This window comes from Bifidobacterium castoris (genome assembly GCF_003952025.1).
GTDB classification, from domain to species: domain Bacteria; phylum Actinomycetota; class Actinomycetes; order Actinomycetales; family Bifidobacteriaceae; genus Bifidobacterium; species Bifidobacterium castoris.
Genome location: NZ_QXGI01000004.1, coordinates 55,744 through 78,114 on the forward strand (window position 1 = coordinate 55,744; position 22,371 = coordinate 78,114).

The 22,371-nt window shown below is 67.3% G+C and carries 17 protein-coding genes; 13 read left to right on the top strand and 4 right to left on the bottom strand.

All coding sequences use genetic code 11. From position 1 onward, the window contains the following. Positions 1-21: 21 nt before the first annotated feature. From D2E22_RS05835 to priA, 12 genes are all read left to right on the top strand, one after another. Entirely contained in the window at positions 22-492 is a 471-nt protein-coding gene (locus tag D2E22_RS05835; protein ID WP_126032173.1) for a cell division protein SepF, read from the top strand. 49 nt (positions 493-541) lie between these two features. Continuing rightward, positions 542-832: a YggT family protein gene (locus tag D2E22_RS05840; protein WP_126032174.1), complete on the top strand. Its 291-nt coding sequence runs from the start codon at positions 542-544 to the stop codon at positions 830-832. A 132-nt stretch (positions 833-964) separates the two neighbouring features. Then, a complete protein-coding gene (locus D2E22_RS05845) occupies positions 965-2,512 on the top strand; it encodes a DivIVA domain-containing protein (RefSeq protein WP_126032175.1) in 1,548 nt (515 codons plus the stop codon). 8 nt (positions 2,513-2,520) lie between these two features. Continuing rightward, the gene (locus tag D2E22_RS05850; RefSeq protein ID WP_126032176.1) at positions 2,521-3,066 is read left to right on the top strand and encodes a signal peptidase II; all 546 of its coding nucleotides are present in this window, start codon (positions 2,521-2,523) and stop codon (positions 3,064-3,066) included. After that, complete coding sequence (locus tag D2E22_RS05855; RefSeq protein ID WP_126032177.1) at positions 3,060-3,998, top strand: RluA family pseudouridine synthase; 939 nt, start codon at positions 3,060-3,062, stop codon at positions 3,996-3,998. The genes D2E22_RS05850 and D2E22_RS05855 overlap by 7 nt, the downstream gene beginning before the upstream one ends. Positions 3,999-4,097: 99 nt before the next feature. Beyond that, positions 4,098-7,661 (top strand): DNA polymerase III subunit alpha, encoded by a 3,564-nt coding sequence (gene dnaE / locus D2E22_RS05860; protein WP_126032178.1) that lies wholly within the window; start codon positions 4,098-4,100, stop codon positions 7,659-7,661. 90 nt (positions 7,662-7,751) lie between these two features. Then, positions 7,752-9,152 carry a histidinol dehydrogenase gene (gene hisD / locus D2E22_RS05865; protein ID WP_126032179.1) on the top strand — a complete coding sequence of 467 codons (1,401 nt, stop codon included), beginning with the start codon at positions 7,752-7,754 and terminating at the stop codon, positions 9,150-9,152. Then, on the top strand, positions 9,149-10,324 hold the full coding sequence (locus D2E22_RS05870) for a histidinol-phosphate transaminase (protein WP_126032180.1): 1,176 nt from the start codon (positions 9,149-9,151) through the stop codon (positions 10,322-10,324). The genes hisD and D2E22_RS05870 overlap by 4 nt, the downstream gene beginning before the upstream one ends. A 51-nt stretch (positions 10,325-10,375) precedes the next feature. After that, positions 10,376-10,975 (top strand): imidazoleglycerol-phosphate dehydratase HisB, encoded by a 600-nt coding sequence (gene hisB / locus D2E22_RS05875; protein WP_126032181.1) that lies wholly within the window; start codon positions 10,376-10,378, stop codon positions 10,973-10,975. Further along, on the top strand, positions 10,975-11,682 hold the full coding sequence (locus D2E22_RS05880) for a hypothetical protein (protein WP_126032182.1): 708 nt from the start codon (positions 10,975-10,977) through the stop codon (positions 11,680-11,682). The genes hisB and D2E22_RS05880 overlap by 1 nt, the downstream gene beginning before the upstream one ends. A 55-nt stretch (positions 11,683-11,737) precedes the next feature. Beyond that, positions 11,738-12,385 carry an imidazole glycerol phosphate synthase subunit HisH gene (hisH, locus tag D2E22_RS05885; RefSeq protein ID WP_126032183.1) on the top strand — a complete coding sequence of 216 codons (648 nt, stop codon included), beginning with the start codon at positions 11,738-11,740 and terminating at the stop codon, positions 12,383-12,385. A 78-nt stretch (positions 12,386-12,463) separates the two neighbouring features. After that, positions 12,464-13,195 carry a bifunctional 1-(5-phosphoribosyl)-5-((5-phosphoribosylamino)methylideneamino)imidazole-4-carboxamide isomerase/phosphoribosylanthranilate isomerase PriA gene (priA, locus tag D2E22_RS05890; RefSeq protein WP_126032184.1) on the top strand — a complete coding sequence of 244 codons (732 nt, stop codon included), beginning with the start codon at positions 12,464-12,466 and terminating at the stop codon, positions 13,193-13,195. A 43-nt stretch (positions 13,196-13,238) separates the two neighbouring features. On the opposite strand, the gene D2E22_RS05895 is transcribed toward priA, so the two are convergent. Beyond that, positions 13,239-14,696 (bottom strand): DUF2252 domain-containing protein, encoded by a 1,458-nt coding sequence (locus D2E22_RS05895; protein ID WP_420897242.1) that lies wholly within the window; start codon positions 14,694-14,696, stop codon positions 13,239-13,241. Positions 14,697-14,825: 129 nt separating this feature from the next. Here D2E22_RS05895 and glnA point away from each other — a divergent pair, with 129 nt between their 5' ends. Further along, on the top strand, positions 14,826-16,163 hold the full coding sequence (gene glnA / locus D2E22_RS05900; RefSeq protein ID WP_095613447.1) for a type I glutamate--ammonia ligase: 1,338 nt from the start codon (positions 14,826-14,828) through the stop codon (positions 16,161-16,163). Between the two features lie 74 nt (positions 16,164-16,237). Here the strand turns inward: glnA and D2E22_RS05905 are convergent, their stop codons facing one another. From D2E22_RS05905 to D2E22_RS05915, 3 genes are all read right to left on the bottom strand, one after another. Continuing rightward, a complete protein-coding gene (locus D2E22_RS05905) occupies positions 16,238-17,386 on the bottom strand; it encodes a hemagglutinin (protein WP_420897243.1) in 1,149 nt (382 codons plus the stop codon). A gap of 21 nt (positions 17,387-17,407) precedes the next feature. Next, positions 17,408-21,445, bottom strand: a complete 4,038-nt coding sequence (hrpA, locus tag D2E22_RS05910) for an ATP-dependent RNA helicase HrpA (protein WP_126032185.1) — start codon at positions 21,443-21,445, stop codon at positions 17,408-17,410. A gap of 170 nt (positions 21,446-21,615) precedes the next feature. Then, positions 21,616-22,248, bottom strand: a complete 633-nt coding sequence (locus D2E22_RS05915) for a class I SAM-dependent methyltransferase (RefSeq protein WP_126032186.1) — start codon at positions 22,246-22,248, stop codon at positions 21,616-21,618. Positions 22,249-22,371 lie beyond the last annotated feature (123 nt).

A 22,371-nucleotide genomic window follows, 5' to 3' on the forward strand; every position in this document is an offset into this window, starting at 1 on the left:
AAAGCCAGAAAGGAAACACTGATGCCCGGGTTTCTCAAACAGACGATGTCATATCTCGGCATGAGCGACGTCGCCGAGGACGATGACGCCGAATTCGACGAGGAGGAGGACGAGACCGCATCATCCTTCGATTCCGACCGTTCGGTGACGCCGATGCCGGCCGCGACCTCGCAGCCGGCCGCCGCGCGCAAGCCAGCCGCCCCGTTCCAGGGACGTGTCAGCCGCATCACGACGATCCATCCGCATTCGTATGAGGATGCGCAGCTCGTCGGCCGCGCGCTGCGCGACGGAGTGCCGGTCGTGCTCAACCTCACCGGCGTCTCCGAGGCCGTCGCCTACCGCATCGTCGATTTCTCGTCGGGCGTCGTATTCGGCGTGTCCGGATCGATCGAACGCGTCACGCCGCGCGTGTTCCTGCTCAGCCCCGCGCGCGTCGACATCGTCGCCGAGGACGCCGAGCAGAACGCGGCGCACGACCTGTTCGCGCAGTGACCGGGGCGACGCACGACGCGCGCCCGGTGCGGGAAGGTAAGGAACAGGCATGCTCTCGATGCTGATGACGACGCTGTTCAGGCTCGTCGACTGGCTCATCGACGCCTACCTGCTCGTGCTGTTCGCGCGCATGATCCTCGACTGGGTCTTCGTGCTGGCGCGCGGTTGGCGGCCGCGCGGATTCGCGGCGACGCTCGTCTCGATCGTCTACGCGCTCACCGAACCTCCGCTGCGCTGGCTGCGGCGGTACATCAAGCCGATACCGATGGGGCCGCTGTCCTTCGATACGAGCTTCCTCGTGCTGTATTTCGCGCTCATCGTGCTGCGGGTCCTCATCTGAGAGGGCGCCGCGGACGCGGGACCGGGCGACGGGAAATACGCAGAAACGCGATTGTTTGCACGCAACCCGTGCTAGCATCAACAAATAAGTCCAACTAAGCCGGGTGGTAACCCAAAGCGAGGTGCAAGATATATGGCTCTTTTGACGCCTAAGGATATTAGGGAGCACACCTTCCAGACGGTGCGCTTCAAAGAAGGGTACGACGTTGACGAGGTCGACGACTTCCTCGATCAGGTCACCGAGACCGTCGAAGCTTTGGGCAAGCAGGCCGTCGCCGGCAGCCAGTCGACCCAGGCGCTCGGCCCGGACGTTTCCGAACTCAACACGAAGATCTCCGACCTGACGAACCAGGTCCAGCAGCTGCAGAACGAGAACCAGTCGCTGCGCGCCGCGGCCGCGCAGGGCGCCGGCGAGCAGGCCCAGTCGCAGATCGCGCAGGCCAATCAGCTCGCCCAGGCCGCGCAGGGCAAACTCGCCGAGGCCGAGGACACGAACCGCACGCTCGCCTCGCAGAACGAGCAGCTCAAGGCGCAGGTCGAGCGCCTGAGCGCGCAGGTCGACCAGCTCACCGCGCAGGCCGCGCAGAACACCGAGCAGCCTGATCTGGCGGCGCAGCTCGCCGAGGTCACCAAGCAGCGCGACCAGTTCCGCGCCGATAGCGAGAACCTGCGCCACGAGCTGTCCAGCGCGCATCAGCAGACGATCCGTGCACAGCAGCAGGACGCGCAGATCGCCGAGCTGAGCAAGCAGCTCGAGGAGTCGAAGCAGCGCGAGGAGCAGCTGCGCGATCAGGTCGCCAAGGTCGAGCCGAACACCGAGACCGGCAGCCTGCAGAAGATCAAGAGCGCCGCGGCGGCCGCCAACAGCGAGCCGGAGCGCGCGACCGCGATGCTCACGCTCGCGATGCAGCTGCACGACCAGTACGTCGACAAGGGCAAGGCCACGGCGAAGGAGATCACCGAGCAGAGCCAGCGCAAGTACGAGGAGCTCATCGGCAAGGCCAACGACTACTCGAACCGCACGCGCACCGAGGCCGACGACTACAACAAGCGCGTCCACGAGGAGGCGGACGCCTACAGCAAGCGCACTCGCGACGACGCGGACGCCTACGGCAAGAGCGTGCACGAGCAGGCCGAGGCCTACTCGACGAAGACTCGCACCGAGGCCGACGAGTACAGCGTGAAGACGCGCCAGGACGCCGACACCTACATGCAGAACAAGCATGCCGAGGCCGACCAGTACGTCGTCGACAAGACCGCTGAGGCGAACGACTACGCGGAGACGAAGACGAACGAGGCGAACACCTACGCCGACGCGAAGGCGCATGAGGCTGACGAATACGCCCAGAAGAAGCAGGACGAGGGCAACACCTACGCCCAGCAGAAGAAGAGCGAGGCCGACCAGTACGTCGTAGACCGCCACGCCGAGCTCGACGAGTACGAGAGCGAAGTGCAGCAGCGCGCCCAGGCCTACGACGAGAAGACCCGTACGGCGGCCGACGACTACGCGACGCAGGTGCGCACGAACCTCGAGACGCAGTCGAAGGTCATCGAAGGCAACATCCAGGGACTCAAGCAGTTCGAGACCGAGTACCGCGCACGCCTGACCGAGTTCCTCACCCAGCTGCAGGCGCAGGTCTCGGACACGAACAACTACAACAGCATGGACAAGAGCAACTGAGGGACGCAGTGACCCATCAGTCGAACAGCGAGCAAAGACGGCCGCGTATCCGCGTGGCCGTCTTTGCGTGTACCGCCATCATCGCCATCGCCATCGACCAGCTGACCAAGTGGGTCGCGCAGGCGCGGCTCGCCGACGGCGAACCGGTCGCCGTCATCCCCGGGATGCTCAGGTTCACGCTCGTGCACAACCCCGGCGCCTCGCTCGGCATGGGGTCGAACATGACATGGCTCATCGCGCTGCTGGCCATCGTCGCCTGCGCCGTGCTGCTCGTGCTCGGGCTGCGCACGCGGTCGATGGCGTGGACAGTGTTCCTCGCGCTGGCCTTCGCCGGCGCCTTCGGCAACCTCATCGACCGCGTCGTCCATGCGGACGGGTTCCTCAACGGCAGCGTCGTCGACTTCCTCGACTACGGATGGTCGGTCGGCAACGTCGCGGACGTCTTCCTGATGGTGGCCGGCGTAGGCATCGTGGTGCTCATCCTGTGCAATGTGCCGTTCCTCGGGCGTGATGGCGCCGGGGCGGCGAAGGGAAAGGACGAGGGGACATGCTGAAGGTCGTGCCGGCGCCGGACACGCTCATCGGCAGGCGCTTCGACATCGCCGTCGCGAAGATGCTCGGCATCTCGCGCGTGAAGGCGACCGACCTGATCGAGACCGGTCAGGTGCGCATCGCCGGACGTCAGGGGGACCACGGCAAGTCGGCGACGCTGCAGGACGGCGACCTCGTCGAGTTCGACCTCGTCGACGAGCAGCGCGCGCCCGAACCGATCGCCGAGGACATGCCGATCGTCTACGAGGACGAGGACATCGTCGTCGTGGACAAGCCGGTCGGCGTCGCCGCGCATATGTCGGTCGGCTGGACCGGACCGACCGTGCTCGGCTCGCTGCTCAAGCGCGGCGTGCGGATCACGGCGCTCGGCGTCCCGGGCCGCCAGGGGATCGTCTCGAGGCTCGACGTCGGCACGTCCGGGCTCATGCTCGTATGCAAGTCCGACCTCGCGTACAAGGAGATGCGCCGGCAGTTCTCCGAGCATGAGGTCGCCAAGACCTACCATGCGATCGCCCAGGGCAACCTCAAGGAGGACAAGGCGACGATCGAGGCGCCGATCGGGCGCGCGAAGGTCTCCGACTTCCGCTTCTGCGTGACGCCGGGCGGCAAGGACGCGGTCACCCATTGGGACGTGCTCGAGCGCTTCGGCGAGGCGACGCTCGCGAGGATCAACCTGGAGACCGGGCGCACCCATCAGATCCGCGTGCACTTCTCGTCGATCGGGCATCCGCTCGTCGGCGACACGATGTACGGGGCGAACCCGAAGCTGTCGGCCGAGCTCGGGCTCAAACGCCAGTGGCTGCATGCGATGCAGCTCGAGTTCCGCCATCCGCGCACGCATCTGAACACCGTCGTCACCTCGCGGTATCCGGCCGATCTCGAGCACGCGCTCGAAGTACTGCGCGCGCGCCGCGCCGGCGCCGATGAAGACTGAGGCACGCGCTAGCGCGTTGCGGAGTGTCGCACGGCGGGGGCCGTGAATCGCCCCACAGACCCTTGAGGGGCGTCAGCGAAGTTCGCTAGATTGGTGGGCATGGCTCAATCCGCGAACTTCGTCCATCTGCACAACCACACGCATTATTCGCTGCTCGACGGCGCCTCGAAGATCCCCGATCTCGTCGCGCGCGCCAAAGAGCTGGGGATGCCGGCCGTCGGCATCACCGACCACGGCAACATGCACGGCGCCTACGAGATGTGGAGCACGGCGATCGGACAGGGCGTCAAGCCTATTCTCGGCATCGAGGCATACGTGACCCCGGAGACGGCGCGCGGGGACAAATCCCGCGTGCATTGGGGCACCGAGGACCAGAAGCGCGACGACGTCTCCGGCGGCGGCCTGATCACCCATCTGACGCTGTGGGCCGAGAACGACGAGGGCCTCGTCAACCTGACGAAGGCGTCGTCGGTCGCCAATCTCGAAGGCCGCGTCATGCGTTATGCGCGTATGGACAAGGACGTGCTCTCCACCTACAGCAAAGGCGTGATCTGCGGCTCGGGCTGCCCGTCGGGCATCATCCAGACGCGTCTGCGCCTCGGGCAGTTCGACGAGGCGCTGCGCGCCGCCGGCGAACTGCAGGACATCTACGGCAAGGACAACTTTTTCATCGAGCTGATGGACCACAACATCGAGATCGAGCGCAAGGTCACCGATGACCTGCTCGAGATCGCCGACAAGCTCGGCGCGCCGCTGCTCGCGACGAACGACTCGCACTACGTGCTCGAGCAGGACGCGGCCACGCAGGATGCAATGCTGTGCATCAACTCGGGTTCGAGGCTCGACGACCCGGACCGCTTCAAGTTCGACGGCGAAGGCTACTACCTGCGCACGGCCGAGCAGATGCGCGAGCTGTTCCGCGACCTGCCGCAGGCGTGCGACAACACCCTGGAGGTGGCGGAGCGGTGCAATGTGATGTTCGACGATCATGAGGACGGCGCGTTCATGCCGAAGTTCCCGTGCCCGGAGGGTTGGGACGAGACCTCGCTGTTTTTGAAGAAGGTCGAGGAGGGCCTCGAGCGCCGCTACGACGGCGATGTGCCGGCGCATGTGCTCGCGCAGGCGGACTACGAATGCGGCGTGATCTGCCAGATGCAGTTCCCGGGCTACTTCCTCGTCGTCGCCGACTACATCCAGTGGGCGAAGGACCATGACATCATGGTCGGCCCGGGCCGCGGCTCGGCGGCAGGCTCGATGGTCGCGTACGCGATGGGCATCACCGAGCTCGATCCGCTCGAGCATGGCCTGATCTTCGAGCGCTTCCTCAACCCCGAGCGTGTGAGCCTGCCGGATATCGACGTGGATTTCGACCCGGACGGCCGCCTCAAGGTGATCGAGTACTGCGGCGAGAAGTACGGGCATGACAAGGTCGCGCAGTGCGTGATCTACGGCACGATCAAGACGAAGCAGGCGATCAAGGACTCGGCGCGCATCATGGGTTACGAGTTCGCGATGGGCGAGAAGGTCACGAAGGCGCTGCCGCCGGCGGCCACGGGCGGCAAGGACATCTCGGTGCACGACATCTTCGACCCGAAGTCGAAGCGCTACGCCGAGGCGCGCGAGTACCGCGAGCTGTACGAGTCGAACCCGGACGCGAAGGCGATCACCGACAAGGCGATGGGCCTCGAGGGGCTGATCCGTCAGACCGGCGTGCATGCGTGCGCGACGATCATGGGCTCGGCGCCGATCACCGACACGTCGCCGCTGCTCGAGCGCACCGACGGCACGATCACGACGACGTTCGAGTACCACACCTGCGAGACGCTGGGCCTGGTGAAGATGGACTTCCTCGGCCTGTCCAACCTCACGGTGATCAGCGACACGTTGAAGAACATCGCGGCCAACGGCAAGGAGTCGATCGACTACACGAAGATCCCACTCGACGACAAGGAGACCTACGAGCTGCTGTCCCGCGGCGACACGCTGGGCGTGTTCCAGCTCGATTCGGACGGCATGCGCGCGCTGCTCAAGCAGCTCAAGCCGGACAACTTCAACGACATCTCGGCGCTCATCGCGCTATACCGTCCGGGCCCTATGGATATGAACTCGCACACGAACTACGCCAAGCGCAAGAACGGGCTGCAGAAGATCGAGCCGATCCACCCGGAGCTCGCCGAGCCGCTCAAGGAGGTGCTCGACGAGACCTACGGCCTGATCGTCTACCAGGAGCAGGTGCAGTCGGCGGCGCGCATCCTGGCCGGCTATTCGCTCGGCAAGGCGGACGTGCTGCGCCGCGCGATGGGCAAGAAGAAGCCCGAGGTGCTGGCCAAGGAGAAGGTGCCGTTCTTCGAGGGCATGAAGGAGCACGGCTATTCCGAGGAGGCGGCGCAGGCGGTGTGGGACGTGCTCGTGCCGTTCTCCGGCTACGCGTTCAACAAGGCGCATTCGGCCGCCTACGGGCTGATCTCGTACTGGACCGCGTACCTCAAGACGCATTACCCGGTCGAGTTCATGGCCGCGCTGCTGCAGGGCGCAGTGAGCAACAAGGACAAGACGGCGCTCTACCTCGGCGAGGCGAGGCGCATGGGCATCAAGGTGCTGCTGCCGGACATCAACGAGTCGGTGTTCGAATACTCGGCCGTCGGCGACGTCGTGCGCTTCGGTCTGGGCGCGATCAGGAACGTCGGCGAAACGGCCGTCAAGGAGATCATCGCCGAGCGCAACGGCCCGCGCGGCAAATACGTCGACTTCATGGACTACATCCGCCGCGCGCCGCTCGCCGCGCTCAACAAGCGCCTCGTCGAGTCGCTGATCAAGGGCGGCGCCTTCGATTCGGTCAACCCCAACCGCCGCGCGCTGTGCACGATCCACGAGGCCGCGATCGACTCGGTCGTCGACCTCAAGCGCCGTCAGGCCAACGGCCAGTTCGACCTGTTCGCCGACCTCGACGGCGGCGAGGACGACGATCCGTCGCTGCTGGGCGACGCGACCGTCACGATCCCCGACATCGAGGAATGGGACAAGAAGACGAAGCTGCAGTACGAACGCGACATGCTCGGCCTGTACGTCTCCGACCATCCGCTTTCGGGCATGCAGAGCATCCTGGCGGCGCTGCGCGAGATGTCGATCGCGCATCTGATCGACCGTGCGCCGACGATGCCTGAACGCACGCAGGTCACGGTCGCCGGCCTGATCACGAACGTCGACCGGCGCATGTCGAAGAAAGGCAACCCGTGGGCGATCGTGACGATCGAGGACATGGAAAGCTCGATCCAGTGCATGCTTTTCGGCAAGGTCTACGAATCGGCCGCCGCCGAGCTCGCCGTCGACACCGTCGTGCAGATGCGCGGCATGGTCGAGGAGCGCGACGAGACCGTCACGCTGCGCGCCACCGAGATGCAGGTGCCTTCGCTCGAGGCGGAGGACGCGCGTCCGGTGCTCATCGCGCTGCCGGCCGGGGCCCTGCGGCGCGACCGCCTCGAACAGCTCGGCGCCGTGCTGACGAACCATCCCGGCTACTGCGAGGTCAAGCTTGTCATCCTCGACGACCGCGGCGACGCGCAGGTGCTGACGATGGGTGACCGCTTCCGCGTCACGCGCGACACGAGCCTGTTCGCCGACGTCAAGATCATCTTCGGCCCGTCGGCGCTGATGTCCGCGTGACCTGCGCGCGCCGCCGTGCGGCAGCCACATCGTGAGACACGGCGGCGCGTGAACCATGCTCGTGACAGACCGTTGTTACGATAGTGGCTTATGAGCGAAGAAAACTACATGCGCATCATTGACCTGCGCGGAAAAGAACTCAACCGTGCCCAGATGCTCGAGGCGATGCCGCGTGCCGAGATGGGCACCGACGAAGCCACCGAGCTCGTCCAGCCGATCCTCGACGACGTCAAGGCGCACGGGGCGGAGGCGCTGCGCGCGTACGCCGAGAAGTTCGACCACGTCGTGCCGAAGTCGCTGCGCGTGCCGGCGGACGTCATGGACGCCGCCGTCGCCGAGCTCGACCCCGAGGTGCGCGCCGCGATCGAGGAGTCGATCCGCCGCGCCCGCGCCGTCGCGCAGAACCAGGTCCCCGAGGACTTCCACACCGACCTCGCCGACGGGGCCCGCGTGTCCGAGCGCTGGATTCCGGTGCAGCGCGTCGGCCTGTACGTGCCCGGCGGCAAGGCCGTCTACCCGAGCTCGGTCATCATGAACGCCGTCCCGGCGCAGGCCGCCGGCGTCGAATCGCTCGCGATCGCCACGCCGCCGAACCGCAACGACCCGGACGGCTGGCCGAACAAGACGATCCTCGCGACATGCGCGATGCTCGGCGTCGACGAGGTCTACGCGGTCGGCGGCGCGCAGGCGATCGCGATGTTCGCGTACGGCGCGACCGACGTCGACGACCCGACGAGCCCGGTGCTGTGCGAACCGGTCGACAAGATCACCGGCCCGGGCAACATCTTCGTCGCCACGGCCAAGCGCCTCGTCTCCGGCATCGTCGGCATCGACGCCGTCGCCGGCCCGACCGAGATCGCGATCATCGCCGACAAGGACGCGAACCCCGAATGGGTCGCCGCCGATCTCATCGGCCAGGCCGAACACGACGAGCTCGCCGGCTCCGTGCTCATCACCGACAGCCCCGAACTCGCCGACGCCGTGCAGGCCGCGCTGCTCAGGCGCGTGCCGCGCACCGAGCACGCCGAACGCGTCGCCACGTCGCTGTCGGGACGCCAGTCCGGCATCATCCTGACCGATTCGCTCGACCAGTCGATCGACGCCGCAAACGCCTACGCCGCCGAACACCTCGAGGTGCAGACCGCCGACCCGGACGCCGTCATCGCGCGGATCCGCAACGCCGGCGCGATCTTCCGCGGCCCGTACTCGCCGGTGCCGCTCGGCGACTACATGTCCGGCTCGAACCACGTGCTGCCGACCTCCGGCACCGCGCGCTTCGCCGCCGGCCTCGGCGTGCACACGTTCATGAAGCCGGTCGAGGTCATCGAATACGACGAGCAGGGCCTCAAGGAGCTCGCCTCGCGCGTCAACGCCTTCGCCGTCTCCGAAGATCTGCCGGCGCACGGCGAGAGCGTGCTCAGCCGCTTCGTCGACGACCCCTACGACAAGGCGACGCTCAAGGACCAGGAGCAGGAGGCGGGCCTTCGATGAGCGAGGGGACGATCCCTGCGGGCCTGCCGCTGCGCAACGACCTGATCGGCGAGGAGCCCTACGGCGCCCCGCAGCTCGACGTGCCGGTATGCCTCAACGTCAACGAGAACCCGTATCCGCCGAGCCACGCCGTCGTGCGCAGCATCGAGAAGCGCGTGCGCGAGACCGCCGCCGGCCTCAACCGCTATCCCGACCGTGAGCACATCGAGCTGCGGCAGGCCTTCGTCGACTATCTGGCCAGGGAGTCGCAGGCCGACCTGACGACCGACGAGGTGTGGGGCGCGAACGGCTCGAACGAGATCATGCTGCAGCTGTTCCAGGCCTTCGGCGGCCCGGGGCGCAACGCGCTCGGCTGCGACCCGACCTACTCGATGTACCCGGAATACGCGCGCGACACGTTCACGACGTGGAACACGGCGCCGCGCCGTGCCGACTTCGCGCTCGACGTCGACGCGACGATCGCCGCGATCGACGCGCTCGAACCGTCGATGGTCGTGCTGACGAGCCCGAACAACCCGACCGGCACTCCGTTGCCGATGGCCGACCTCGAACGCATCCTCGACCACTGCCAGAACGCGCGCGTCGCAGGCGCCGCCGACGGCGTGCACCCGATCGTCGTCGTCGACGAGGCCTACATCGAGTTCCGCGACCCTGGCACGCCGTCGGCGACGACGCTCGTCGGCGCCTACGTGAACCTCGCCGTGAGCCGCACGATGAGCAAGGCCTTCGCCTTCGCCGGCGCCCGCGTCGGCTACATCGCCGCGAGCAAGGGCATCATCGACTGCCTGCGCATCGTGCGCATGCCGTACCATCTGTCCGCCGTCACGCAGGCCGCGGCCCTCGCCGGCTTCGACCACACCGACGAGCAACTCTCGCAGGTCGGCCATCTGCGCGCCGCGCGCGAGGCGACGGCCGCATGGCTCAAGGAGCAGACCTACGACGGCAAGCCGCTCGAGGTCGCGCCGTCGCAGTCGAACTTCCTGATGTTCGGCGGCCACTTCGACGACCGCGGCGCGATCTTCGACGAGATGCTCGAACGGGGCGTGCTCATCCGCGTCGTCGGACCCGAAGGCTGGCTGCGCGTATGCATGGGCACCGACGAGGAGATGAAGGCCTTCCGCAAGGCGCTCGTCGAATCGATGCGCGCCGTCGAGGAGCGCGCGGCGCGCTGAACCACAACCACAATCCACAGCAGACAGACAGCAGGCAGGAGGAACGCGACGATGGCACGTACCGCGACGATCGTGCGTGAAACGAGCGAATCGAGGGTCGAGCTGAGCCTCGACCTGGACGGCACCGGCAAGACCGAGATCAACACGTCGGTGCCGTTCTACAACCATATGATGACGGCGCTCGGCAAGCATTCGCTCATCGATCTGAGGATCGACGCGCACGGCGACACCGACATCGACGCGCACCACACGGTCGAGGACACGGCGATCGTCTTCGGCGAGGCGCTCAAGCAGGCGCTCGGCGACAAACGCGGCATCCGCCGCTTCGCCGACGCGACGGTGCCGCTCGACGAGGCGCTCGCGAAGGCCGTCGTCGACGTCTCCGGACGTCCGTACTGCGTGTGCACCGGCGAACCCGAGGGATTCCAGTACGCGATGATCGGCGGCCACTTCACCGGCTCGCTCGTGCGCCACGTCATGGAGTCGATCGCGTTCCACGCCGACATCTGCCTGCATCTGCAGCTCATCGCTGGCCGCGACCCGCACCACATCGCCGAGGCCGAGTTCAAGGCCTTCGCACGCGCGCTGCGCTTCGCGATCGAGCCGGATCCACGCGTCGACGGCGTCCCGAGCACGAAGGGCGCGCTGTGATGGCCTCCGACGACGATAACAACAAGGACGGCAACGGCGGCTTCGATCCCGACGACGTGCATTTCGACGACGCCGACCTCGAGGCCGCGCTCGAAGGCTTCGAAAAGGAGTTCGCCGATACGGACGGCCCGGACGCGCGTCCGCCTGCTGACGGCGGTGACGCGCCCGCGTCCGCCGGATCCGACGGCGACGTCCTCGGCGCCGACTTCGAGGACGAGCTGCAGGGCATCCTCGGCAACAAGGCGAAATGCGCCGTCCTGTGCTCGCATCTGGCGAGCGCGGAGCTTTTCGCCGCGATCTGCCGGCTCGCCGACGTCGACGCGCTGTGCGTCGGCGACCGCTACGGCGCCGTCGCCATCCTGCGCGACCTCGAGGGCAACGCGCCGGAGACGGCCGCTCATGATCTGACAACGGTCATCTCCGGCATGGACGCGCTGCTCGTCGTCAACCGCGCCGACAAGATCGAGGCATCGATCTACGCGGACGGCGCGGCCGTCGAGCAGATCCCGCCGCCCTTCGCGTTCCCGACGCTCGCGCCCTTCGTCGAGGACTACATGATCGGCCTTGTCGACGTCGCCGGCATCGAGGCGGAGGCGGATGAGACGGTCGACACGGCATCGATCGCGACGACGCAGGACGCGGAACGGCGCCTCCGCGCCTTCATGCGCGCGCATCCGATGCCGCCCGACGACGAGCCGCGGCGCTGAACGCGGACGCGGCATCCCACGAACCAGAACACCCGAAAGGCGGAAGGCAGAAAAGATGAAGACGGTGGTCGTTTTCGATTACGGATTCGGCAACGTGCGTTCGATGGTGCGCGCGCTCGCCGATCAGGGGCTCGACGTGACGCTGACCTCGGACTACCGGCAGGCGCTCGAGGCCGACGGTCTCGTCGTGCCCGGCGTCGGCGCGTTCGGCGCGTGCATGGAGGGCCTGCGCAAGGTCAGTGGCGACCGCGTCATCTACGACCGGTTGCGCGCCGAGCGCCCGGTGCTCGGCGTGTGCGTCGGCGAGCAGATCATGTTCGAGGAAGGCCACGAGCACGGCGCGGAAAGCGAGGGGCTCGGCCTGATCGGCGGCGCCGTCACGAAGCTCGACGCCGACGTCGTGCCGCATATGGGCTGGGACACGCTCGAGGCGCCGGCCGATTCGATCCTGTTCGCCGGCATCGAACACGAGCGCTTCTACTATGTGCACTCGTACGCGGCCCACGAGGTGCGGCCGGCCGACACGAGCGAATACATGATCGACTTCGCCGACGCCCCCGAGCGCGTCGCCTGGTGCGACTACGGGCGCAGCCGCTTCGTCGCCGCCTACGAGCACGGGCCGCTGTTCGCGACGCAGTTCCACCCGGAGAAGTCGGCGCAGGCCGGCGCCAAGCTGCTGCGTAACTGGGCGTCCGTGCTGTGACGCGCGCATCGCCGTCCATCCATCATCATCCAGATATCCAGACCATCCGTTCAACCGATTCGAAGGAAACGAACCCCCATGCCATTGACCCTTCTTCCTGCCGTCGACGTGCGTGACGGCAAGGCCGTGCGCCTGCGCCAGGGCGAATCCGGATCCGAGACCGACTACGGCTCGCCGCTTGAGGCCGCCCGCACCTGGGTGGACGCCGGCGCGCAGTGGATCCACCTCGTCGACCTCGACGCCGCCTTCGGCACCGGCGACAACCGCGCGCAGCTGCGCGCGATCGTCCACGAGCTCGGCGACCGTGTCAACATCGAGATGTCCGGCGGCGTGCGCGACGACGACTCGCTGCGCGCCGCGCTCGACGCCGGAGCCGCGCGCGTCAACATCGGCACGGCCGCACTCGAGAACCCCGACTGGACGGCGCGCGTCATCGCTGAGTTCGGCGACCGCGTCGCGGTCGGCCTCGACGTGCGCGGCCACACGCTCGCCGCGCGCGGCTGGGTCAAAGAAGGCGGGGATCTCTTCGAGACAATGAGGTTCCTCGACGACGCCGGCTGTTCGCGCTACGTCGTCACCGACGTGACGCGCGACGGCATGATGAGCGGCCCGAACATCGACCTGCTGCGCGAGGTCGGCGAACGCACCGACGCGAAGGTGACCGCCTCGGGAGGTATCGCGAAGCTCGACGACCTGCGCGCGATCGCCGCGCTCGCCGACTGCGGCGTCGATTCGGCAATCCTCGGCAAGTCGCTCTACGCGGGCGCGTTCACGCTCCAGGAGGCGCTCGCCGTCGCGAACGGCGAGTGACGGAACGGGCCCATCCACGACGACGTCGGCGGACGGCGGCACGTCACCCCTTCGAGCAGGGCAGCTCGCCGTCCTTGATCATCCGTTTGAAGACGCGGTAGTCCTCCTCGTTCTGGTCGGCGTAGGAGTCGGCGAAGCTCGCCATCGCGACGTCGAAGGCGTCGGTGCCGCCCAGATAGTTCGCGATCGCGATGCTGTCGCCGCTGCGTGCGTGCGCGTGCGCGAGGCACCACGCGCACATGCGGCCGAGGTCGTTGAGGGAGACCGCGGTCAGATGGTTGATGTCGATTGAGCCCTTGCCGTTCCACAGTTGGCGCACATAGTAGTCGCGCGGATGGCCGTCGTTGGCGACGAACTTCGTCCAGCCGAGCATGATGTCGGCCGTTGTCTGGATCAGCTTCTGCCCCTGCACGACGCGTTCGCCGTGTGACGGGTAGCGGGAGCGGCCGACGAAGCGTTCGAGCACGGAGTCGGTGGCCTCCTTCATCTGCAGCATCAGCGGATCGTCGATGTCGCGGCCGGTGAGCACCGACACCCATGCGCGCGTGCCGACCGAGCCGACGCCGACGACCTTGCGCGCCGTATCGTGGTAGCGGTACTGGCTGAGCACATGGCGGCGGTCCTCGTACAGCGAATCGTGGTAGGACGAGAACAGCAGGTCGAGCCGTTGCCGCAGCGCGTCGATGTCGCCGTAGCCCTCGAGCTCGTTGATCGGCACGAGCTCGGGCGGCATCGAACGGAAACGCAGGCGGTCGCCGTCGAGATAGGTGAGCTTCGCGGTCGCGCTCGCCGAATCCTTCGACTTCGCCTTCATGACGGCCGCGCGCAATGTGCGGTTGCGCTTGCCGTGCGCCGACGATTCGAACTGGTCGAGCGTGTTCTCGACGTCGAGATGGTCGTACCACATGTCCAGATACCGCATCTGCGAGAACTGGTTGATGTAGCCGCGGTACGTCCTCACGCACTCGCGCACCGCCGCCTGACGGTCCTTCGAATAGACGCCGTTCGCGCGCCCGCAGATCTCGACGGAGACGACGAGGCGTTTGATGTCCCATTCCCACGGTCCGGTTGTCGTCTCGTCGAAGTCGTTGACGTCGAAGACGAGACGCATCGTCGGCGAATAGAAGATGCCGAAGTTGCCGATGTGCGCGTCGCCGACGGCCTGCACCGGGATGCCGGTGATCGGCGTGCGTGCGAGGTCGTTCGCCATGATGAGCGCGGTGCCGCGGTAGAACGTGAACGCCGAGTCGCTCATCCGGTGGTAGCGCAGCGGGATGAGGCTTTGCAGACGCGTCCTCGACTGCTCCTCGAGCAGTCCGATGACGTCACGTCGGCCCTTGACGACCTTCCATACGGCGTGCGATTCGAGCGGGGCCTTCCGGCGGGCCTCGATGCCCGCGCGCGCACGCGAGCGCGGCGTCGGCGACTGCCGCCATGTGGTGATGTCGACGACAGGGGCGTCGGGGCTGGATACGACGATGTTTCCGTTCATGTGCGTCATATCCGCAACGATAGCGTGACAGTGCGCCGACGGCGTGGCGGAAGGGGAGCGGAGGGCGTCCGCGCCGGCGCCCGTCCGCCATCTGATTGTTAACATCTGCCGTAACATCGGCATGGAAGCATGGGCGGCATGGACAAACAGCAAGAGTTCGCGCTCAGGACCGTGGAAGAGCGCGACGTACGTTTCATTCGCCTGTGGTTCACGGACGTGTTGGGAACGCTTAAATCGGTCGCGATCGCGCCTGCGGAGCTGGAGGCTGCGTTCGAGGAGGGCATCGGTTTCGACGGTTCGGCGATCGAAGGCATGACGCGCGTCTCCGAGGACGACATGATCGTCAAGCCCGATCCGAGCACCTTCCAGATCCTTCCATGGCGCGGCGGCCCGCAGGGCACGGCGCGCATGTTCTGCGACATCCTCTCGCCCGAGGGAGAGCCCTCGCTCGCCGATCCGCGGCATGTGCTCAAGCGTGCGCTGTCGAAGGCGAAGGAGAAGGGCTTCACGTTCTATGTGCACCCGGAGATCGAGTTCTATCTGTTCGAGAAGCAGGACGACTGGTCGCTCACGCCGGTGCCGATCGACCAGGGCGGCTATTTCGACCATGTGCCGCGCAGCCCGGGCATGGACTTCCGCCGTGCGACGGTGAACATGCTCGAGCAGATGGGCATCTCGGTCGAATACTCGCACCATGAGGCGGGTCCGGGCCAGAACGAGATCGACCTGCGCTACGCGGACGCGCTGACGATCGCCGACAACATCATGACCTTCCGCACCGTCGTCAAGGAGATCTCGCTCGAGCGAGGCATCCATGCGAGCTTCATGCCCAAGCCGCTCGCCGACGCGCCCGGTTCGGGCATGCACACGCATCTGAGCCTGTTCGAAGGCGACACGAACGCGTTCTACGAGGCGGGCCAGGAGTTCAACATGTCGTTGACGGCGCGCCAGTTCGCCGCCGGCATCCTGCACCACGCCGCCGAGATCTGCGCCGTCACCGACCAGTTCGTCAATTCGTACAAGCGCCTGTGGGGCGGCAACGAGGCGCCGAGCTACATCTGCTGGGGCCACAACAACCGTTCCGCGTTGCTGCGCATCCCGCAGTACAAGCCGGGCAAGGGCAACTCGGCGCGCATCGAGTTCCGTGCGCTCGATCCGGGGGCGAACCCGTACCTGGCGTATTCGGTGCTGCTCGCCGCCGGCCTTGACGGCATCGAGAAGAAGATGCAGCTCGGCGAACCGACGAGCGACGACGTCTGGGAGCTCACCGACGCCGAACGTCAGGCGATGGGCATCCAGCCGCTGCCCGAATCGCTCGACGAGGCGCTGCGCATCATGGAGAAGTCCGATTTCGTGGCCGACGTCCTCGGCGAGCACGTCTTCGAGTACTTCATCCGCAACAAGCGCAAGGAGTGGGAGGAGTACCGCAGTCAGGTGACGCCGTTCGAGCTCAGGAAGTACCTCGCGAAGCTCTGACCGGCGCCTCTCGCCGATGCGTCGCGGCGGTCCGTGCCTGTGCAGGCTCTGCACAGGCACGGACCGCCGCTTTGCTATGCCGCCCTCGGGTCGCCGAACCAGTCGGAGTAGATGATCGAGAAGTTGCGGTTGCCGTAGGTTGAGCAGGCGTCGCCTTCGCCGGCGCCGGCGGCGAGCGCCGCGTCGTTCGGCTGGTAGGGCGTGTAGATGTACAGCAGCGCCGTCGCCTTGTTCTCGATGTACACGTTCGCGCCGCCGCATGAGACGTCCGGACTGAAGCGGACGAAGTTGAGACGTCCGGCGTGGAAGTCGTAGCGGTCCTCGTGGTGCACGTAGTACTGGTAGCGTTCCGCGGAGCCGAAGACCTGCCTGAAGAAGCCGGCGTATTCGGGGTCGCAGTGGTCGTCGTCGGGGCAGCTCAGGCCCATCGCCGACTTGAACTGGAACTCCTTCGGATTCGTCGCGGTGACGAGCTGCTGCTCCTTCTGCAGCATCGTGAGCAGCACCTTCGGCGAGACATTGCAGGCCTTCGCGGCCGCCGTGATGATCGCGGCCGCCGACTGCCCGTCCTGCGCGCCAGGATATTCGCTGCAGTAGTCGTTAGCGGCGCGCCGCTCGACGCTGAAGCGTCGCGCGCGCAGGCACGAGTCCTTCGTGCATGCGGCGCCCTGCTCGTCGAGGAAGGCCTGCACCTGCGCCTCGTCCATAGCGTCGCCGTCGAAGAACTGGTCGTCCGAGATGATGTCGCCGGGATTGAAGCCATAGGTCTCGGTGAGTTCGACCTGCCGTGCCTTCGCCTCGGAGAGTTCGACGCGGTCGGTGATGATGTTGCCGATGGCGACGACGAGCGCGATCGCGACGACCGCGGCGAGCGCGCCGAAGGTCGCCATCGTCGCGCGTTCGACGCCCGATCCGCCCCTCCAGCGCGCGGCGAGCGTCGCGAAGGAGCGTCGTGCGCGCGACCGCCGACGGCGGTCGGCGATGCGCGCCGCGAAGGTGCCGCCTCGCGACGTCCGCTTCGCCGTCGATTTCGCCGATGTCGACTTCACCGTCGTCGGTTTCGCCACCGCGTCGTTGGCGGCCTTCGGCGCCGACTTACCCGGTTTCGCCGGTTTCGTCCTGCGCTGCGCCGCCGGTCGTGCCGATTTCGGCGTCGGCTGCGCGGGGCCGGTGCGCCGCGGCTTGCGCGGACCGCGCTTCGGTGTGCCCTTCGATGCTGCCATCTTCTTCCTTTCCGCCGACGCTCAGCGCAGCGCCTTCGCGATGCGCTGCATGCTCACCGGCTGGTTCGTGCCGAGTTCCTGCGCCCACAGCGAGACGTAGAACTCCTCGAGCAGCCACCGTGCGCGCGTCGCCTTCGCCCTCGCCTCGTCACGCGCCGCTCCTGCGGGCATCGCGTCCGCCTTGGCCGCCGCGTCGTCGACGAGCCGCTTCGCCTCGTCGGCCTGCCACGCCCATCGCACGTCGCGGTTCTTGTCGGCCTTCGCCTTGTCGAGCCGCATCAGGTCGGCGCGCAGATAGACGCCGATCCGGGGCAGCGCGAGTGGCGGCGTGCGTCCGATGAACCCGGGGTTGACGAGCGTCGCGACGTGCTCGCGGATCGACTGGAGCACCGACAGCATCGGCAGATCCGCCGGCCCGCTCACCGCCTTGTCGACCTTCGCGTACTGTTCGAGGATCGCGACGACGTCCTTGGCGACGGCGTAGACGGCGTCCTCGTAGACCTGTTCGACGCCGGCGACGGCCTGCGCGAGCGCGGCGTCGTCCGTGAGCGCGCCGATGTCCGGCAGCAGCCGTTTGACTGCGGCGCGCTGCAGATCCTCGACGAGCTGCTTCGTGTCGTCGTATGGCGCCGCGGCCAGACGCAGCGCCTCGGCGCCGAGCCAGCGCGACGAGATGCGTTCGGCCGGCAGCCGCAGACGGTCGAGCGCGCCGTCCCAGAGCATCTGCTCGCGCGAGCGCGTCGTCGCACCGGCGTTGCGCAGCAGGTCCGCCTGCCTGACGATCGCGCCGGCGTCGGCGGCCTGCTGCGCCTGACGCTTGACGACCTGACGTGCCGAGACCTGCGCTTCGGCGGCGAAGCGGCGCTGCAGCTCGGCGAGCGATCTGCCGCTCGCGACGACCTTCGGCATGACCCGTTCGCGCCGGCGCCCGTGCTTGGGGCGGGGCATCGGCTGCTCGATGACGAAGGTCATGCGCAGGTACGGCGGCAGCTTCGTGGTGAGCCCGTCGAGGACCTCGGGATGGATCTGCGCGCCGACGACGCTGATCGCGGCCTTCGTGAACACATGGAGGAAGTCGGGCCAATTGCCGTCGGGCGCCTCGGCCGGATGCTCGCGTGTGCCGGAGCCGGGCTGTTCGGGGAAGTGCGCGCCGATCCACTCGTCGATCTTCGCAGCCGTGTCCGGGGCGGGCACGAACTGCACGCGCAGGGTCTTCGGCAGCGCCTTGATCAGCGCGACGATGAGCTCGCGGCGCAGGCCGGGCACGTTCCAGCTGAACTCCTCCGGAGTGACGCGCGACAGCGCGGTCATCGGGATGTGGACGCTGACGCCGTCGGCCTCGTCGTTCGTGTCGTAGACGTAGCTCAGCCGCAGCTCGATCGCGCGGCCGTCGGATCCGACGGTGACCCAATGGTCGGGGAAGTCGCCCGGGTCGTAGGATTCGGCGTCGAGCAGCCGCTCGACCTTCGACGGGTCGAAGTCGAGCAGATGCGGCTGGGTCTCATGCTCCGTCTTCCACCATTTGCCCAGATCGGCGACGCTCGTCACGTCCTGCGGAATCAGTGCGTTGTAGAAGTCGAAGAGGTCCTCGTCGTTGAGGCTCAGCGCGATCTGGCGCGTGCGGCTGGCGTCGTCCTGCGCGTCGGCGACGATCTGGCGGTTGCGCTCGACGAAGCCGTCGAAGGCGAAACGCTGCTGGATCTCGCCTTCGACGAGGCCCTGGCGGATCAGGAAGTCGCGCGCCTCGAGCGGATTGATGCGGCCCCACTGCACCTGACGGCCCTGCACGATCGGCAGGCCGTAGAGCAGCACCTTCGCCTCGGCGACGGCGCTGCCGCGTGACGCCGACCAGTGCGGCTGCGCGTAGGTCGTGCGCGTGAGACCCTTGGCGAGCGGCTCCGCCCACGCCGGATCGATCTGCGCGCTGTAGCGCGCCCACAGCCGGCTCGTCTCGACGAGTTCGGTGCTCATGACCCACGGCGGCGTCGACTTGGCGACGGCCGACGCCGGGAACAGCGCGAAATGCGTGCCGCGTGCGCCCTGATAGTCGTTCTTCGCCGTCTTCTGGGCGCGCTTGAGCGCGCGTGCGCGCGCGGCGCCCTTGAGGTTCGCGTAGTCGGAGGCCTTCGGTTCGCGCACGACCTGCATGCCGATCATCGACAGCAGGCCCGCGAGCATCGACGTGTGGATGCCCTGCGCGTCCCACGAGCAGCACAGCGCATGCGCGGCCTGCTGGTTAATCGGCAGCGCGCGCACCGCCTCGTCGGGACGGGAGACCGGAATCGGTTCGCCGACCTTGAACCTGAGCTCGCGGCACAGCTCGCGCAGCTGCGTGACGAGGTCGCGCCACTGGCGCATGCGCAGATAATGGAGGAACTCGTTTTTGCACAGGCGGCGCAGCGCGTTGCCGCTGCGTTCGCCGTCGGCGCCGAACGTCCGGTCCCAGATGTTGAGCGCCGTCAGGAAGTCGCTCGTCGGATCGGCGTAGCGGTTGTGGATGCGGTCGGCCTCGTCGCGCGCCTCCTCGGGGCGTTCGCGCGGATCCTGCAGACTGAGGAACGCGACGACGACGATGAGCGCGGCGAGCGTGTTCGGCGTCGTCGAACGCGCCGCCTCGATGAGCATGCGTCCCAGACGCACGTCGATCGGGATACGTGCGAGCTGGCGTCCGGTGTGCGTCAGGCGGATGTCGCCGCGCGTGCGCGAGATCGCCTGCAGCTCGGTCAGTTCGTTGATGCCGTCGGAGACCGATTTCATGTCCGGCGGGTCGATGAAGCCGAAGTCGGTGATGTCGCGCGCCGTGTGCGCGACGCCGACCGAGAGCATGTGCAGCACGACGGCGCCGAGCGACGTGCGCAGGATCTCCGGTTCGGTGAAGCGCGGACGGCTTTCGTAGTCCTCGGCCGAATACAGGCGGATCGCGATGCCGTCGGCGATGCGGCCGCAGCGGCCCGAACGCTGGTCGGCGCTCGCCTGCGAGATCGGCTCGATAGGCAGCCGCTGCACCTTCGCGCTCTTCGAATAGCGCGAGATGCGCGCCAGACCCGGATCGACGATGTAGCGGATGCCCGGCACCGTCAGCGAGGTCTCGGCGACGTTCGTCGCGATGACGATGCGCTGACGGCTGTGCGATTCGAAGACGCGGTGCTGGTCCTTCGCGCTCAGGCGCGCGAACAGCGGCATGATCTCGATCGCGTCCGGACGGCGCATGTCGGCGCAGCGCGGGCCGAAGGCATGGCGAATCGCCTGCTCGTAGTCGCGGATGTCGCGCTCGCCGGCCGCGAAGACGAGGATGTCGCGCGGACCGCGGTCATGCGCCGAAATCGTCACGAGCTCGACGCAGGCGCGCGCGACGGCGGTCGGCATGTCGCCGTCTGCATCGCGTTCGCCGCCGGCTGCGTCCGCATGGACGTCGGCGAAGCCGGGCACGTGGCTCATCAGCGACGGAGCGCCGCCGAGCGGCTCGTAGCAGATCGTGACCGGATAGGTGCGTCCGGAGACCTCGATGACCGGCACAGGCTGCTTGAGCGCGTCCTCGAAATGCTTCTGGAACTTGACCGAATCGATCGTCGCCGACGTGATGACGAGCTTGAGGTCGGGGCGCTGGGGCAGCAGCGCCGTCAGATAGCCGAGCAGGAAGTCGATGTTGAGCGTGCGCTCGTGCGCCTCGTCGATGACGATCGTGTCGTAGCGCGTGAGCTTGGGGTCGCGTTGGATCTGCGCGAGCAGGATGCCGTCGGTGACGACGCGCAGCCGCGTCTTCGGCGACGACTCGTCGGTGAACCGCACCTGGTAGCCGACCTCGTCGCCCAGATGCACGCCGAGTTCGCCCGCGATGCGTTCGGCGACGGTGCGCGCGGCGAGACGCCGCGGTTGCGTGTGCACGATCTGACGGCCATGTGCGCCACGGCCGAGTTCGAGCAGGATCTTCGGCAGCTGCGTCGTCTTGCCCGATCCGGTCTGGCCGGAGACGATGACGACCTGCGCGTGGCGCACGGCCTCGGCGATCGCGTCGCGCGCGCCGCTGACCGGCAGTTCTTCTGGATATGAGAATTTCATATGATGCTATGCGTTGTGCTTTCCGTGGCACCGATGTCTGCGTGGTGCCGATGTGCTTGATGGATGATATGTGACGTCGATGCGCCGGCATGGGCGGGGGGGGGGGGGGGAAGGGCATATGCCGGCGGCCTGCCGCGATGCCCCGCATGCAGCGCGGGACCCGTGCCCCGTCAGGGCAGGCGGTGGACCTCGATGACGCGGTAGCCCTTCGAGCTGGCGTACTTGCCGACCGTGTAGGCGTCGCCGAGCGCGTCGGCGAGCCAGCGCATCAGCGAATCGGAGCCGAGGTTGCGCTGCACGACGAGATAGGCATGGCCGTCCGGCGCGAGCCGCGGCAGCCACGTCATCAGCAGCGTGTGCAGCTCCTCCTTGCCGATGCGGATCGGCGGATTCGACCAGATGAGCTCGAACTCGAGGCCGTCGGGGACGTCGTCGGCCGTGCCGGCGTGGATGTTCGCGCAGCCGTTGATCCCGGCGTTGCGTTCGGTCAGCTCGATCGCGCGTTCGTTGACGTCGACCGCGTAGACCTCGGCCCGGGGGGACTCGAGCGCGAGCGCGAGGCTGATCGCGCCCCATCCGCAGCCGAGGTCGAGGAAGTCGCCGCGCTCGGGGGGCTGCGGCGCGTGACGCAGCAGCACCGACGTGCCCAGATCGACGCGATGCGCTGAGAAGACGCCGTTCGACGTCTCGACCTGCGCCTCATGGCCTCGCAGCGTCACCCGCATCGCATGGCGCACGTCCTTCGACGAGGGGGAGGCCGAGAAATACTGTTCGTTCGCCTGTGGGGATTCGATGTGCGCCATGGTGCTCCGCCTCGCTCTGCTGTATACTGGCATGTCTGCTTATCCGATGATAATCAGGGCTCAGTAAGTTTTCCAAGCAAGGACGAGGTAGTATTTGACCACATTGAACACCTTCGACGACGA